Raw genomic sequence first — 17,832 nt, forward strand, 5'->3', positions numbered from 1 at the left:
CAAATAGGCTATAAATGATACCTTTGGGAACGCATTTGAAATGCTTTTTCTCCACCCTCCATGATAGCACAGATATCATTTTTCACTTCATTATTTTCAACCGTACCTTCCCTTAATACTTTAATTAACTTTGATTCAGAATTCATTACAATAATATATTCTGAATCACCATTAACAGGGATATTAGCGTTATGCGTTGCTATTATAATTTGTCGTTTGTTCTTTGTATCAGAAAGTTTCTTTACTATCAACTCATAGATAACATAGTTATCCATATCGTCTTCAGGTTGATCTAAAATTAAGGGAACTGAACCATGGGATAGTATAAAAGCCAAAATAGCTGAAGTTTTTTGACCAGCTGAAGCATTAGATAATGGTTTCCATTGTGTGGAATTATTTTGTTTGTAAGAAACTTTTATTTCATCCTCTGGCATTAAAATTTCTAATCTATCTATCTGATCATCGCTTAATTTACGAACCATATTCCGAAATCTTAAGCCATAGTTTCCATCCTCTATAGAATGATTAATATCGTGAATCTCTTTTATTATCTGGGGTAATTGGACTTCCACTTTACCGTTGTGAAAAATCTTTTCAAGTATCATTTCAATCTCATTTACAAAGTTATCATCTCTATTTATAATATTCCTAAATTCTAATTCATAATGTTGTGAATCTCTAAATGGTACAACCTCAATTTTCACAAAATCAACATCAATAACGTTGTGTAAAAATCCCCTTCTTTTTTGAGTTATTTCTTTTCGAAGGTTTAAAAATTCTTTTTTAAAATTATCTTTTTTTATTTTTAACTCTTCTAACATGTTTTCCTGATCAGTAATTTTCTTTAATTCTTTTAGTATTTCCTCTCTTTTTCGGGTCAATTTTTCGATATTTTCTAAATCCAGAATACCCATTACTTTCAATTCATTCTTCTTTTCTTCAAACTCCATATTAACTGCTCTAAAATCCTTAGTCCAAGCTGATGCTCCAAACTTATCCCTACTATCTTTATGTAGATTAGTCATCCTGGTTTTAGTTCTTTCCAAATCATCCTTTATATCAACTAACTCTGAATATATATGTGATATGGTATTGTTGATTTCTTCTTGATATAAATCATCAAGTTCCTCTGTATGATATTGATTTATTAGAAATTCGCTGGTAACTTTCTGTAATAATTCTTCTTTTTCTTTAAGACTTTCTGTAACAACTTTGAATACATTTTCTATATCTGAATTGAATTTTTCCTTTCTTTTTATTAACTCAGTTACACCACTTTTTTGATATGATGATATTTGTTCAACAATGTCTTCTAAGGAAATTTCAAATTTCCCTTTTTCTTTTATTAAGGTCTGTAGTCGGCGAATAGTCGCGGAAGCTTCACAATATTTTGAGCATGCTTCTTCACATTTCTTTTTCAATTTATCTAAGCCAGTTATAGCTCCATCTATCATATCCCTTAGAGCATTGGGTGTTTGAGCTACTTCAAAAATTTGCCGTTGAGAAAATATATCAAAATCAAGAAAACCAATAAAATCTTCTGCATTTGGCATTCTTAGATATTTTTTTGTCTCTTCATCCCATTTTTCAACATTGAAATTATGTCGTTTAGTCAGGATCACATTTTTAGTATCCTCATTAAATTCTGATGCAATCACTTTATAACGAATTCCATTACGAATAAATACTGCCTCAATTTTAGTGTCAGCTTTCAAAATACCACTTTTATTTCTATTATTTTTCAATTGAAAAAAGTCATAATGCTCTGTTAGCAAAGAATTAAATTGTTTTAAATCATTATCTTTTCCGAAGATTCCTCGTAATAATTTTATAACATTTGATTTTCCAGTACCTCGTCCCCCTATAATAGTCGTCATCTGGGGGCTAAAATTGTATTGTACTTTTTCTTTACCAGTAATTTCTGAATTGTAAATCGAAACACTTTCTAACCAAATTTCCGGAAAATTATAGGGAGCGCTAGGAGAAATAAAATCGGTTTTAACTCTTAAATCTTGTAAGAGTAAAGCTTGTCTCAAACTTTCTAGATTAGGTCTTTGTTCCATTTTAATCCATGTATACCTGGAACCTATCCCAAAAATTCCATGTTTTGAATCACCAGGAGCATGGGGATTATCAGAAAAGGTTAAGATGGCTTTTCCACTTTTTAAAGCTTGCTGTACAGTACTTGAATATTTTTTTATATCTGCTTCACTTATATCCGTCCCATAATATAACATTAATTTATCTTTTAAGGCTTGCTTTTCTTCAGCAGATGGAGAAGGATTTAAAAATTCAGGATGGACTACTTGCACCGCATTAATATCGTTGGTATTAAATATATTTTCTCTAATTTGGTAGTGTGCATTTGAAATACCATTAAATTCATCAATATGAGCTGGAATAACAAGTGCCCCACATGACTTAGCTAAATTAGTTATGTCAGACAAATTTTTTGAAGTATGGGCAGTTTCCTTCCCAAAGTCATTGCGTGGTATACCAGACTGGATTAAGAAATCTTCAATATCTGTAGATTTCTTATTAGTATCAAAGAGAATTAACATATGTATTTTAGCGTCACTACAAGTAATTTCTACACCTGGAAAAACGGTCAAACTTGTTCCGTTAGAAGCTGCAATAATTTTATTGATCCATTCACCACTATTATGATCGGTAACTGCAACACAACTTAATCCTTCATCAATTGCTTTTTGAACCCATTCTTGGGCAGAGATATTTTTATCCGTGAAACACCTACTAGCAGGTGTATGTAGATGTAAATCACATTTATGCCATATAGTTCCATTAATGATATCCACGTTTTGTCCCCCTATAATTGAATATATAATATTATTATAGAGGTCGTTTCACACATCCAGCAACTTTAGCTATATTTTTATACAAAATGAGCATTAATAATTGATTGTTTATCATGCTCATTTTAAGTTTGACTTGGTTTCTCTAAGGATATGTTAGTGTATCTAGCCATATCGCATATTTTTAGTTCAGAAAAAGCAAATTATTGATTTTAAAAGATTTAAAGATTATCAAACAGGGTTACGGAAACAATTAACAGAAATTATACAAAAAAGAAGAAGCTAACATGGATCTGTTTTTTCTTTTCTGTTCATGGTTTGAATGTATATTTTTGTTAGTGTTTTTGAAGAAAAGGAGATAATTATAATGCATTCAATAAAATTAAGGAAATGAAAGTAAACTAATATTCAAAGGTTTACTTTAGAATTTGATAAAATAACTAATTATATAAATATTCTTGGGGAGAGGTAATAAAAAGAATAAAATTTAAAAATGGAGAATTATAAAGAAGTTTACTATAATATGGATTTTAATTTAAGTATAATAACTTTATCATTACATATTGAAAGAGGGGATAATTGTGAATGATTTGATTGAACGTTTTAGATCGGCATTAGAAGATGATTCTTTAAATGAAAATGATATACAAAGGTTTCTTGAAGAAAATTCTGAACTTATTTCTACCCCATTTTTACTTAATCACCATCTACACTTTAATGTTTTAATATCAAAATTCAAAATAAGTGATGGTCTCATCTCAGATTTTGCATATCTTACTAAGTCTTCTGATTTTTGGGATTTAGTCCTAGTTGAGATAGAAGATCCTAAAAAAAGAATATTCACATCCAACAGCGAACAAGTGAATTTTCATTCTAACTTTAATCATGCAATGGACCAAATATTTGAATGGAAAGGATATATTGAACAAAACTCGGAGGAAATAAAAAGAAGAATAGATCCTCTTAAAATTCCTTTAAAGGATAGACCGATTAGGTTTAAATATGTGTTAATTTATGGAAGGAACGCTGAAAAAGAAAATAATCTTAGAAAAACTAGAATGTTTGGACAAAAGACGATTGGTGACGTAAGAGTTTTGACCTTTGATTCGTTAATTTCAGAATTCATGTGTTCAAAATACAAGTATGGAAAAATGATATTATCCCATTGGCGGGAAGGATATAAAGTTAAATCGGTTCCTTCTAATATAGAAACGAGTATATTTGCATATCTAAACAGCTCGATGCTGAAATTAGACGCAGAGCAAAAAAGGATGTTAATTCAACAAGGTTACGATATAGAAAAATGGGAAGATGGTCATTCCTTAAGTTATAATAGCAAATATGCATCTCTTACAGATTTTATGGAATCAGGGACATTTCTTTGATATTTAAACCTTCAAAAATTATTGTTTTGGAGGTATTTCTTTTCACCAGCTTGATGGGCATGCGGCAGGCCCACAATTGGAGCTGTTTATTTTGTGTTAATTATTATAAAAAGCTTTTAAATAAGTATTAAAGGGTACATCCCAGCTAACTAAACCAGTACAACCGCCACAGTACGCTTATGTCAGCATATAAAAATATTAAAGACGAGAATTTCAGATATTATATTTTAAAGCAAAAAGCAGATGTATTTCATGCGATGAAGAGCTTTTTTAAAGAAGAATCAGGAGAAAAAATGGCATAATCCCTTTTAAAGGGATTATTTTTTTGTAAACTTTTTATTTTTTTAGTTGACAATGATAATGAAAATCATTATCATTTATTCGAGAAATGATTACATTTTGATTTATATATTTTGGAGGAGATGTAAAGTTGGAAAGAAATAAAAGAAAACATATAAATGCGATGATTATCGCTGCGGCGTTATCGCTTCCATTTGCTACGTATTCAACGCCTGCTTTAGCAGCTGTAGCAATTGAGGCGAACAAAACTGGACATGCTTTAGAAGATGGTACATATGATGCTGTTATTAAAGCGTATAAAGATAAAATGAATGAAGAGTCTATGGCAGCTGTTTATATAAAAGATCCTAAATTAAACATTGAGAATGGGAAGAAAATTGTAACGGCAACGTTAAGTGATAGTGATTTCTTCGAATACTTGAAAACAGAGGATATTGATACTTCTGGTGTATTCCATGATGTAAAAGTCATATCAGAGGATAAAAAGAAAAATGGGACGAAGGTTATTCAATTTGAAGTTGGAGAATTAGGAAAAAGATATAATATGCAAATGCATATTTATATTCCGACAATGGCCTATGATAATAAGTACCAGGTGCAGTTTGAAGTAAATGCGTTAAATCTAGAAAACAATGTTCCAAAAGATCAAAAGGAAAATAAAGAGGATAAAGTGGATTAACAAGATGGAAATGTAATAGTAGATAAGCAATTGCAAATGCATATTAATAAATATAACTTGAATAGAGAGAATCTAAATACGCCAATAACTAAGGAAGATTTATTAAAAGTTAAATCTTTAATAGTTGTTGAGGCAAAAAGTAAAGGAATAAAAGACGTAAGCGGTCTAGAATATATGACAAACTTAGAAAACTTAACGTTGGAAGAAGTTAAGTTAGAAAATATACAGTTTATCTCGAAGTTGAGACAATTAAAATCATTAAGTATAACTTATGGTGAACTCGAAGATATTGGACCTTTGGCTGAGTTAGAGCATGTTGAGATTTTAAGTTTGAGAAACAATAAAATTTCAGATTTAAGCCCATTGAGTCAAATGAAGAAGATTAAAATGTTAGATTTAAATAGCAATTATATAAAAGATATTAAACCATTATTTACAGTAACGACTTTAAGGACTTTGACTGTAGCAAATAATCAAATTAGTAATGCTAATCTTGCTGGGATTGAGCAATTGAAAAATGTGAAAAATTTATCTTTAAGTAATAATGGACTTACTAATATCGAGCATATTACCTCAATGAAAAAGTTAGTGGAGTTAGACCTTTCTAAAAATGAATTAAAAAACATCGAACCTTTATTAAGATTATCTACTGTACAATCACTTAATTTAGAGGAAAACTATATTTCAGATATAACACCACTTAGTCAATTAACAGGTTTATATGATTTAAAGCTGGGTTCAAATGAAATTCGTGATGTTAGACCTGTCCAAGAATTAGGAAAAAGAATGTATATCGATATTCAAAGACAAAAAATCTTTTTAAATGATTCACAAGTAAACGATGAAGTTAAAATACCTGTATACGATTTAAAGGGGGAAACTATCGAGACTGTTAGAATGAAGAGTGAGGGTGGAACAGTTAGTAACGGTACAATAAAATGGAGTACGCCAGGTGAGAAAATGTCTGAGTTTATGCTAGACATAAACTCAGATGAAAACCGTATAAAATTTAATGGGACAGTAATCCAAAATATAGTTAAAAAAACAGAAGAAGTTAAAGAACAAGATGAAAGCAAAAATGTGATTCTTGATAAGAGTTTACAACAACATATTAACAAATATAATTTAGGCAGAGAGAATCCCGATGCCGCTATAACAAAAGAAGATTTATTGCAGATTAAAACATTAAAGGTACTTGAAGGAAAGGGTAAAGGGATAAAAGATGTAACTGGTTTAGAGTACATGACGAATTTAGAAAGCTTAACTTTAGAAGGAGTTGGCTTAAAAAATATAGAATTTATCTCGGAATTGAAACAATTGAAAGCTATGAATTTATCTCATAATCAAATTGAAGCTATTGGACCAATTTCTAATTTGAAACAGATTGAGAAGTTGGATTTAACCGATAATAATATAAAAAATATTAAGCCATTATTTACAGTATCCTCATTAAAAAATTTAGCATTATCAAATAATCAAATTAGTAATGTTGATCTTCAAGGGATAAATCAACTAAATCATTTGGAGGCACTATTCGTAAATAATAATACAATTAGTAATCTAGAAGCGATTAGTGAGATAAGTAATTTGAATGAACTTGAAATTGCGGGTAATGAATTAACTGATATAACGCCATTATCAAAACTAGTAAACTTACAGTGGTTAAACATGTCAGATAATCGTATTTCTGATATATCAGTTCTTAGTCCAATGACAGGGTTATTTAGTTTAAAACTTGCGGGGAATGAGATTCGTGATGTAAGACCAGTACAACAGTTAGGACAATGGATGACTATTGATATTAAGAGACAGAAGATAGTTTTAAATGATGCAAAAGTTGATGAAGAAACTCAAGTCCCTATATACGACTTAGAGGGAGAAATTCTTGAGAATATTAAACTGACAAGTGATGGTGGAACGCTTAGTAACGGAGTAATAAAATGGAGTACCCCAGGTGAAAAGGTGTATGAATTTGATTTAGATACCGATGAAAATGGTATAAGATTTAGCGGAACAGTTATCCAGAATATAGTTGAAAAAGTAGAAGAGAAAGAGCCGATAAAAGAAATTGAAGAGCCGAAAGAAGAAGTAAAAGAACCAATGAAAGCAGTCGTTGAAGAGCCGAAAGAAGAAATAAAAGAGCCAACGAAAGAAGTCGTTGAAGAGCCGAAAGAAGAAATAAAAGAGCCAACAAAAGAAGTCGTTGAAGAGCCGAAAGAAGAAGTAAAAGAACCAATGAAAGCAGTCGTTGAAGAGCCGAAAGAAGAAATAAAAGAGCCAACGAAAGAAGTCGTTGAAGAGCCGAAAGAAGAAATAAAAGAGCCAACAAAAGAAGTCGTTGAAGAGCCGAAAGAAGAAATAAAAGAGCCAACAAAAGAAGTCGTTGAAGAGCCGAAAGAAGAAATAAAAGAGCCAACAAAAGAAGTCGTTGAAGAGCCGAAAGAAGAAATAAAAGAGCCAGCAAAAGAAGTGGAAGAACCAAAAGAAGAAATAAAAGAATCAGCAAAAGAAGTGGAAGAACCAAAAGAAGAAATAAAAGAATCAGCAAAAGAAGTGGAAGAACCAAAAGAAGAAATAAAAGAATCAGCAAAAGAAGTGGAAGAACCAAAAGAAGAAATAAAAGAATCAGCAAAAGAAGTGGAAGAACCAAAAGAAGAAATAAAAGAACCAGTAAAAGAAGTGGAAGAACCAAAAGAAGAAATAAAAGAACCAGTAAAAGAAGTGGAAGAATTAGAAAAAGTAACAAAACCAGTTGAAGCAACAAAAGAGGACTTAGTAGGGAATCGAAGTGTAAAGGAAAACACGGTGGAAAACCAAAATGAGAATAAACAAGAAGTGAATAAGAAGTCTTTAGCTGCAACAGGTGGCAAACAAAATACATTATATATGCTTTCTGGACTAGCATTCGTTCTGCCATCATTAAGTATGTTTGTATTTAGAAAGAAATTGTTTAAGAAATGATTATAAATTATAGTAGAGATTTTCTTCGATAAGGCATTATCATAGCAATTTCACTTCGAAATACGCTTACGATAATGTCTTTTTTGAATGAAAGAGAGTCAGAAAAGACATTATGTAAGAAGGATATTGATAGAGGTAATGTAAATGCATTAGGGAGGAGGACTGAACTATGTTTGAGTACGAATAATGAGAATGCCATGAGATTATATAAAAAATTAGGGTTTCACGAAAAGGCTTGTTTGCAGTGCTATACAGTAGATTAAATAATAGCAAAGCACCTCTTTAATTAAGAAGAGGTGCTAATTATTACATAACTTTTTTGATTTTTTGTGGTACTTGTTTCGTTTGGATAATGATATCTTCTTTACGTAATTCTTTAAAGAGCGACGTGACCATAAGAACGACTACAATAGAGAATGGTAAAGCTGCTATGATCGCTGCGATTTGCAGTGCATTTAACCCACCAGCTTGCAAGAGAATAGCTGCAATAGCTGCTATCGTTAATCCCCAAATAAGCTTTAAGCTGTTTTTCGGCGATAAATTACCATTACTCGTTTGCATAGCAACAACAAATGTTGCAGAATCAGCAGAAGTAACGAAAAATGTCGCAGCTAAAATTAAGCCGATAATGGTTAAAAAAGTTGAGAATGGTAAGTGTGAAATGACAGCGAATAGCCCAATTTCAGTACCATTTTTCGCGATTTCATCAGCGATTCCAAGTGATTGGAACATTTCCATATGAATAGCTGTACCGCCAAAGACAGCGAACCAAAATGTACAAATGAATGTTGGGATTAATACCACGCCGATAATAAATTCACGAATTGTACGTCCGCGAGACACACGAGCAATGAAAGTACCGACGAATGGAGACCAAGAGATCCACCAACCCCAGTAGAAAATAGTCCAATTTTCAATCCAAGAAGAAGATTCTTTACTAAAAGCACCTAAATTTAATCCCATGCTTGGTAGTGCTCCAATATAAGAACCTAGTGTAGAAGTAAAATACTTCATGATAAAGACAGTTGGTCCTAAAATTAAAAAGGAAACGAGTAATATTCCGGCGAGGGAGAAGTTTAAGTTACTCAAATATTTAATCCCACGATCTAAGCCAGTTTGTGCACTTGTTAAATAGAGTACAGTGAAAATGGCAATAAGTACGAGTTGTGTACCAATTGTATTATTGATAGAAGGGAATAAATAGCTTAATCCTCCAGCGATTTGTTGTGCACCGATTCCGACAGAAGGTACAATCCCAAATACAGTTGCTAAAACAGCTAAAATATCGACTGTTTTTCCGATAGGAGAATTTTTCGATCGATTAAATAATGGAGTAACTGTAGCACCAATTGTACTACCTTTTTGTTTTCGGAATGTAAAATATGCAATTGTTAGAGCGACCATTGCATAAAGTGACCAAGGGAAGAGACCCCAGTGAAAAAATGAGTATTGCATAGCAAGTTTAGCACTTTCCTCAGTTCCAGGTTCGCCAGTAAGCGGTGCCCCAAAGTGTGAAATGGGTTCAGTAATTCCATAAAAGAGAAGTCCGATTCCCATTCCTGCTCCAAATAACATGGAAAGCCAAGAGAGGTAACTATATTTCGGTTTTTCATCATCTTTACCAAGACGAATGGATCCATATTTTGAAAATGCTAAATAACCAGCTAAAAAAATCATTGTGGTCATAAGTAGAGAGTAAAACCAACCAAACTTATTGAGGATAAATGAGTTTAAGGAAGAAGTAACGCTTTGTAAATCATAGCCTTGTATCCAACTTGCTGGGGTAATTCCCCATATGATGAATAATGTTGTTAGCAAGATGGAGATATAGAATACACTGTTCTCTTTTTTTATCATAGAATCCCACCTTTATTTAATAAAGTTAACAATTATATTAATCATAACAATTAAAGGTTTAATTGTCAAAAAATTCGTTTTTTTATCGTGTGTAAAAGGACAGTTTAATCGCTATAGATTCATAATCATTGGAGGTTAGATAAAGGCAAGGGTGTTCACGATATGTACAAAATGTAGGAAGAAATAATATGAAATATTGCATTTTATATCTCTGTATCTAGATTTTATGTTAAATTCTTGGATGGAATATTTAAATAGGGGGACAAGGATATGAACAAGAAATCAAAGATTAATAAAGTTATGCTTAGTATTAGTACAATGGCTCTATCGTTAGGGGCACTTCAAACTCATGCATCAGCGGAAGAAAAAGTACCGTATAATGTGTTGAAAACGAAGCCGGTTGGAATTGAAAAACCAGTAGATGAAGTTGGGCATATTTCGAAAGTTGATGAAACATTATCGTTTCAAGAACGTTTAAAAGTAGGAGATTTTTCACAGCGACCAGCATCTATTACGAAGAACTCGGCAGTAAAGCAAGCTAAAGAAAGCTATTCAATGGCTGATTTAAACAAAATGAATGATCAAGAATTAATTGAAACGTTAGGCAGTATTAAGTGGCACCAAATTACAGACTTATTCCAGTTCAATGAAGATGCAAAGGCTTTTTATAAAGACAAAGGGAAAATGCAAGTAATTATAGACGAATTAGCTCATAGAGGTAGTACATTTACGAAAGATGATTCAAAAGGAATTCAAACGTTTACTGAAGTGTTACGTTCAGCTTTTTATCTTGCATTTTATAATAATGAATTAAGTGAATTAAATGGAAGGAGCTTCCAGGACGAATGTTTACCAGCGTTAAAAGCTATTGCGAAAAATCCCAACTTTAAGCTTGGAACAAATGAGCAAGATACAGTCGTATCTGCATACGGAAAATTAATTAGTAATGCATCAAGTGATGTTGAAACGGTGCAATACGCATCGAATATTTTAAAACAATATAATGATAATTTTAATGCATATGTAGACGATCGTATGAAAGGACAAGCTGTATACGATATGATGCAAGGCATTGATTATGATATACAGTCTTACTTAAATGAGGCTCGTAAAGAAGCGAATGAAACGATGTGGTATGGAAAAGTAGATGGGTTTATTAATGAAATAAATCGTATTGCTCTTTTAAATCAAGTAACACCAGAAAATAAGTGGCTCGTTAATAATGGAATTTATTTTGCTAGTCGTTTAGGTAAGTTTCATAGTAATCCAAATAAAGGATTAGAGGTTGTTACACAAGCAATGCATATGTACCCGCGTTTAAGTGAGCCGTATTTTGTTGCAGTAGAACAAATTACAACAAACTATAACGGGAAAGATTATAGCGGGAATACGGTAGATTTAGAAAAGATACGTAAAGAAGGAAAAGAGCAATACTTACCAAAAACGTATACATTCGATGGTGGATCTATTGTATTTAAAACTGGGGATAAAGTGTCAGAAGAAAAAATTAAGAGATTATATTGGGCTGCGAAGGAAGTAAAAGCACAATATCATCGTGTGATCGGAAATGACAAAGCTTTAGAACAAGGTAATGCAGACGACGTATTAACGATAGTAATCTATAATACTCCAGACGAATACCAGTTAAATAGACAATTGTATGGATATGAAACAAACAACGGTGGAATTTATATTGAAGAGACAGGGACATTCTTTACATATGAGCGTACGCCAGAGCAAAGTATTTATAGTTTAGAAGAGTTATTCCGTCATGAGTTTACTCATTATCTTCAAGGGAGATATGAAGTTCCCGGTTTATTTGGAAGAGGAGATATGTATCAAAATGAAAGATTAACTTGGTTCCAAGAAGGGAATGCAGAATTTTTCGCAGGATCTACTCGTACAAATAACGTTGTACCAAGAAAGAGCATAATTAGTGGATTATCATCTGATCCTGCAAACCGTTATACAGCAGAGCGTACACTATTTGCTAAATATGGTTCTTGGGATTTCTATAACTACTCGTTCGCATTGCAGTCTTACTTATATACTCATCAATTTGAAACGTTTGATAAAATTCAAGATTTAATTCGTGCGAATGATGTGGGAAATTATGATACGTATCGTGAGACTTTAAGTAAAGATTCTAAGTTAAATAAAGAGTATCAAGAGTATATGCAGCAGCTAATTGATAATCAAGATAAGTACAATGTGCCGGAAGTAGCAGATGATTATTTAGCTGAACATGCACCAAAAGCACTAACAGAAGTGAAGAAAGAAATTAGTGAAACGTTGTCTATGAAAGATACAAAAATGACAAAGCATACATCTCAATTCTTTAATACATTTACATTAGAAGGCACGTTTACAGGTAGTGTAACAAAAGGTGAGTCAGAAGACTGGAAAGCAATGAGTAAAAGAGTAAATGAGGCTTTAGAACAATTGACGCAAAAAGAATGGAGTGGCTACAAAACGGTTACAGCATACTTCGTTAATTATCGTGTGAATAGTTCAAATGAATTTGAATATGATGTAGTCTTCCATGGTATCGCAAAAGATGACGGAGAAAATAAAGCTCCGACGGTTAATGTAAACGGACCTTATAATGGGTTTGTAAAAGAAGGAATTCAATTCAAAAGTGATGGATCAAAAGACGAAGATGGAAAAATCGTTTCTTATTTATGGGATTTTGGAGACGGCAGAACAAGTAAAGAAGTTAATCCAGTACATGCATATGAAAGAGAAGGAACTTATAAAGTAGCGTTAAGAGTAAAAGATGATAAAGGAAAAGAGAGTAGAAGCGAAACAACTGTTACGATTAAAGATGGAAGTTTAACAGAATCTGAACCAAATAATCGTCCAGAGGAAGCGAATCATATCGGGCTAAACACTACTATAAAAGGTAGCCTTATCGGCGGGGATTACACCGATGCTTATACATTTAATGTAGCATCAGCGAAAGATATCGATATTTCTGTTTTAAATGAGTATGGAATCGGGATGACATGGGTGCTTCACCATGAATCAGATATGCAAAATTACGCAGCTTACGGTCAAGCTAATGGAAATCATATAGAAGCAAAATTTAATGCAAAACCAGGTAAGTATTACTTGTATGTATATAAATATGATAATGGCGATGGAGCGTACGCATTATCAGTAAAATAAGTGCTTTTCCAATGTATGTTTAACTTTACTTTTTGTGGAAAATAGTATATTATATAGATATACAATATATCGGTTATTTACTAGGAGGAGCCTGTCACAATAGGTTTCTCCTGTTCTTTTTTAGAGGCCTGTCTTACAGGCTTTTCTTTAAAGGATAAATAACTGAAAATTAAGAACGGAAATCTTTGAAAGAGGTGGGGCATACATATAACAAAAAAAGGGATTGTTTAAGAAAGGGGGATAAGAAATGGTCTTGTTTGGTTATCCACTTGAAACAATTTATTTATATGGATTTATTATTGCAACTATACTTACTGTCATTTATATCTTCTTTGGAGATATATTTGAATCAATATTTAGTTTTGGGGGCGGATCTGTATCCGTTGTTACTTTACTACTTAGTTTCTTCGCCATGTTATGTGGACTTAGTTATATAGGAGAATATTTATTTTCCTATAATAGTACTATTATTTTTGCTGGTTCATTTGCTATATCTTTTATCGGTGTTTTCATAATGAAAATATTAATTTTAAAACCGATTGCAGAAGCGGAACAAAATACTGTGCAACGTATGGATGAATTCATTGGTTGCAAGGGGGAAGTCATTACGACAATTCCTACAGAAGGATTTGGTGAAGTATTAATCTCATCCCAATTTGGAAGTAATGCAATACCAGCGAAAACAATTGGAAAAAAAGATATTTCACAAGGAACCGAGGTCATTATTGAGGGCGTTCAAGATGGTGTTTTGCTTGTACAAAATATCGCTTATTCTTTAAAAAAACCAAAATTATAAGGGGGAATTTACATGACGATTCCATTAATTATCGGTGGAGTTTTACTCGCAATTTTACTTCTACTCATTTTAGTATTTATTACGAAGTATCGTACAGTTGGCCCAGACGAAGCATTAATTGTAACAGGGAACTGGCTTGGTGGTGGAAAGAATGTCGTTACCACTGATGATGGAAAGAAGATTAAGATTATCCGCGGTGGTGGTACTTTCGTTGTGCCAATTATGCAACGAGCAGAACTTCTTAGCTTATTAAACTACAAATTAGAAGTTGGAACACGTGATACGTATACGAAACAAGGTGTACCGATTACAGTAAACGGTGTTTCTATTATTAAAGTAGGATCGACAATTGAAGAAGTTTCTACAGCAGCTGAACAATATTTAGGAAAAGAAACGGAAGAGTTAAAAGTGGAAGCAAAAGAAGTTTTAGAAGGGCATCTACGTGCTATTTTATCTTCTATGACAGTAGAAGATGCTTATAGTAATAGAGAGCAATTCGCACAAAAGGTGCATGAAGTGGCTTCTACTGATTTGAAGAAGATGGGACTTCGCATCGTTTCCTTTACAATTAAAGAAATAATGGATAAAAACGGTTACTTAGATGCACTTGGTCAGCCGCAAATTGCAATGGTTAAGCGTGATGCAACAGTTGCAAATGCAGAGCGTGAAAAAGAAGCGCGAATTGAAAAAGCTCGTGCTGAGAAAGAAGCAAAAGAAGCAGAATATCAACGTGATGCACAAATTGCTGAAGCTGAAAAGCATAAGGAATTAAAAGTACAATCTTATAAGAGAGACCAAGAACAAGCTCGCGCAGATGCAGATCTTTCTTATGAATTACAACAAGCGAAAGCGCAACAAGGTGTTACAGAAGAGCAAATGCGAGTTAAAATCATTGAGCGTGAAAAGCAAATTGAGTTAGAAGAAAAAGAGATTGCGCGTCGTGAAAAGCAATACGATGCAGAAGTAAAGAAAAAGGCAGATGCAGATCGCTATGCTGTTGAACAATCAGCTGAAGCGGAAAAAGTAAAACAAATGAAAAAAGCAGATGCGGATCAATATAAAATTGAAGCAGAAGCAAGAGCACGTGCAGAAGAAGTTCGTGTAGAAGGTTTAGCAAAAGCAGAAATTGAAAAAGCACAAGGTCAGGCAAAGGCAGAAGTACAAAAAGCACAAGGTACAGCAGAAGCAGATGTTATTAGATTAAAAGGTTTAGCAGAAGCGGAAGCGAAACAAAAAATTGCAGAAGCATTTGAATTATATGGGCAAGCGGCAATTATGGATATGGTTCTAAAAATGCTTCCGAGTTATGCGAAAGAAATTGCAAGTCCACTTAGCAATATTGATAAAATTACAGTTGTCGATACAGGCGGCGGTGGTAAAAATAGCGGCGCCGGAAAAGTTGCAGGTTATGCGACTGATTTAATGGCAACGATGCAAGAAACGTTAAAAGCTTCTTCTGGTATTGATTTAAAAGAATTACTAGAAGGATTCGCTGGAAAAGGTGCCGTGCAACAACTATCAAATGATAAACCTGTAGTATCAGTAGTAGAAGATGAGAAGAAAGAAATAAACAAAGATAAAGAATAGCAAGATGAAAAGAACCTCTAGTAAATGGGATACTAGAGGTTCTTTCGTGAAATGTAATATTTCAAATAATGTACATTTTTATATATTGTTTTAATTATTTAAATTCTATAGAATGAAAAAGGTATGTAACAATACTTTAAATGTAGAGAAAGATGAGGGAAAAGAGAAAGAGGGTCTCATCAATACATTTAAATCGTATGATTTGTATAAAAAGATTAAGTGTAAAACAATTGCATTTAAAACGGTATGGAGGGGTAGGAATATGTTTCAAGGAAAATTAAGGAGTAGAAGCTTAAAAACAAAGTTACTTGTATCATTTATTATTATTTTAATTCTTCCAAGTATTGTAATTGGTTGGACGTCTTATCAGCAGGCGAAGACAAATTTTAATGAAACAATTTTGCATTCAGCAAAAGATAACGTGAAGGTTTTAAATAATGTAATTAATAAAGAGTTAGATAGTAAGAAAGTAGACGCAGCATATTTTACAAAATTATTCACTGGAGCGAGCTATCAAGCAGATCAGCTTCAAAACGTGCAAAATAAATTAGAAGAATATAATAAATTACATCCAGAAATGGAAGCAATCTATACTGGATCTAGTAATGGACAATTTATTCAATCACCGGTACTTCAAATGCCAGAAGGGTATAATCCTACAGAAAGAGATTGGTATAAAGAGGCAGTGAAAAAAAGTGGTGAAGTAATTATCACAGCTCCATATAAATCAAAAACGACAGGAAATATTGTTGTTACAATAGCAAAACAAAATGAAGATAAAAGTGGCGTTCTCGGTATTGATTTAATTATTAATGATATTGTAAATACTTCAAAAATGGTTAATATCGGTAAAGAAGGGTATGTTGCAATTTTTGATCAAGATAAAAATGTAGTAGCACATCCAGCGTTAAAGCCGGGGGAGAAGGTAGAAGAGAAACTTGAAAAAGAGCTGTACAAGCAGGAAATAGGTGATTTTAAATTCTCATTAGATGGTGAGGATCGTAATATTACCTTTAAAACAAATAAGCAAACTGGATGGAAAATAGCAGGAATTATGCCTTCAAAAGAAATAATTGAAGCGGCTGAACCTATTTTCTATAAAACATTAACTGTTATTGGTATCTCGTTAATAATTGGTGGAATTATAATTTACTTCATAATCGCTTCTATTATTAAACCGTTAAAGCAACTTGTTATATCAGCGAGGAAAATTAGCGAAGGTGACTTAACGGAATCAATTGCTGTTCGTTCGAGGGATGAAATTGGACAGTTAGGTGAAAGTTTTAATGAGATGGCGGCATCATTACATGATGTAATTTCAAATATTAATACTTCAGCTGGTCATGTAGCAGCTTCTTCGGAAGAATTAACGGCTAGTATGAAGCAAGTGAAGCAACAGAACAAATTACAAGGGCGATGGAACAAGTATCGAGTGGGGCAGAAATACAAACGCGGGAAGTTGAAGAAGGAGCGACTCTGTTAGAAGAAGTTACAGAAGGAATTCAGCGTGTTGCGGATAGCTCTTCATTAGTATCCACAGCCTCTATGTATACGAAGCAAAAAGCTGAAGATGGTGGAAAGTTAGTTGAACAAACTGTGAATCAAATGCAATTAATTCATGAGTCTGTGTCACAGTCAGACGAAGTCATTTCTTTATTAGATGATAAGTCGAAGCAAATTGGAGCTATTCTAGAAGTGATTCAACATATTGCACAGCAGACAAACTTATTAGCATTAAATGCTGCAATTGAGGCTGCAAGAGCTGGAGAGCAAGGAAGAGGTTTTGCAATTGTAGCAGATGAAGTACGTAAACTAGCGGAACAATCGGGACAGTCTTCTACGGAAATTGGAAAGTTAGTGAAAGAGATACAATTTGATATAAAAGAAACTGTAAGTTCTATGAATCAAGTTGGTACAGAGGTACAATCAGGGCTTGTAGTTGCAAATGAGGCGAAGCAAAGCTTTGTAGAAATATTGAAATCTACAAATGATACAGTTGTACAAATTGATAGTATGGTAGATGTAGCGAAGCGAATGACGATAGATACAAAACAAGTAAGTGCATCTATTAATGAAATTGCAGCAACGATTGAAGAAAATGCAGCAAGCGTTCAAAATATTGCTGGCTCCTCTGAAGAACAAGTAGCTTCAGTAGAAGAAATAAATTCAGCAGCAGTTCACTTATCGCGAATGGCTGAAGAATTACAAGAGATGATTGGTAAATTTAAAGTGTAATAACAAGCATTAAGAAACGAGGTAGTAATTTTACTTCGTTTCTTTTTTTAT

At 32.9% G+C, this 17,832-nt stretch carries 10 protein-coding genes and 1 pseudogene; 9 read left to right on the top strand and 2 right to left on the bottom strand.

All coding sequences use genetic code 11. The annotated features are described in order from the left end of the window. Positions 1-8 precede the first annotated feature (8 nt). The gene (locus NSS97_RS02940) at positions 9-2,816 is read right to left on the bottom strand and encodes a TrlF family AAA-like ATPase (RefSeq protein WP_181295513.1); all 2,808 of its coding nucleotides are present in this window, start codon (positions 2,814-2,816) and stop codon (positions 9-11) included. Positions 2,817-3,394: 578 nt separating this feature from the next. Here NSS97_RS02940 and NSS97_RS02945 point away from each other — a divergent pair. The 4 genes and pseudogenes from NSS97_RS02945 (at position 3,395) to NSS97_RS02955 (ending at position 8,138) form a co-directional block, all read left to right on the top strand. After that, a complete protein-coding gene (locus tag NSS97_RS02945) occupies positions 3,395-4,198 on the top strand; it encodes a Shedu anti-phage system protein SduA domain-containing protein (RefSeq protein ID WP_165927693.1) in 804 nt (267 codons plus the stop codon). Positions 4,199-4,347: 149 nt separating this feature from the next. Further along, a pseudogene (locus NSS97_RS02950) lies at positions 4,348-4,500 on the top strand (sporulation protein YhbH); the annotation flags it as partial. A 128-nt stretch (positions 4,501-4,628) separates the two neighbouring features. Further along, entirely contained in the window at positions 4,629-5,177 is a 549-nt protein-coding gene (locus NSS97_RS30410; protein ID WP_440162397.1) for an NEAT domain-containing protein, read from the top strand. A gap of 30 nt (positions 5,178-5,207) precedes the next feature. Next, a complete protein-coding gene (locus tag NSS97_RS02955) occupies positions 5,208-8,138 on the top strand; it encodes a leucine-rich repeat domain-containing protein (protein WP_445285984.1) in 2,931 nt (976 codons plus the stop codon). Positions 8,139-8,444: 306 nt separating this feature from the next. Here NSS97_RS02955 and opuD read toward each other — a convergent pair whose 3' ends face one another. Next, positions 8,445-9,995, bottom strand: coding sequence for a glycine betaine transporter OpuD (opuD, locus tag NSS97_RS02965; protein WP_341111495.1), 1,551 nt, complete (start codon positions 9,993-9,995; stop codon positions 8,445-8,447). Positions 9,996-10,265: 270 nt separating this feature from the next. Here opuD and colA point away from each other — a divergent pair, with 270 nt between their 5' ends. The 5 genes from colA to NSS97_RS30420 all read left to right on the top strand — a co-directional run bounded on the left by colA (position 10,266) and on the right by NSS97_RS30420 (position 17,781). After that, positions 10,266-13,163 (top strand): collagenase ColA, encoded by a 2,898-nt coding sequence (colA, locus tag NSS97_RS02970; RefSeq protein ID WP_341111498.1) that lies wholly within the window; start codon positions 10,266-10,268, stop codon positions 13,161-13,163. A 247-nt stretch (positions 13,164-13,410) separates the two neighbouring features. Beyond that, complete coding sequence (locus NSS97_RS02975; RefSeq protein WP_107887623.1) at positions 13,411-13,959, top strand: NfeD family protein; 549 nt, start codon at positions 13,411-13,413, stop codon at positions 13,957-13,959. 12 nt (positions 13,960-13,971) lie between these two features. Next, entirely contained in the window at positions 13,972-15,546 is a 1,575-nt protein-coding gene (locus tag NSS97_RS02980) for a flotillin family protein (RefSeq protein ID WP_044444436.1), read from the top strand. A gap of 262 nt (positions 15,547-15,808) precedes the next feature. Beyond that, the gene (locus NSS97_RS30415) at positions 15,809-17,029 is read left to right on the top strand and encodes a cache domain-containing protein (protein ID WP_445285985.1); all 1,221 of its coding nucleotides are present in this window, start codon (positions 15,809-15,811) and stop codon (positions 17,027-17,029) included. A gap of 62 nt (positions 17,030-17,091) precedes the next feature. Continuing rightward, positions 17,092-17,781: a methyl-accepting chemotaxis protein gene (locus NSS97_RS30420; protein WP_445285995.1), complete on the top strand. Its 690-nt coding sequence runs from the start codon at positions 17,092-17,094 to the stop codon at positions 17,779-17,781. Positions 17,782-17,832: the final 51 nt, after the last annotated feature.

It is taken from the genome of Bacillus sp. FSL R12-0074 (assembly GCF_038005725.1).
GTDB lineage: Bacteria > Bacillota > Bacilli > Bacillales > Bacillaceae_G > Bacillus_A > Bacillus_A mycoides.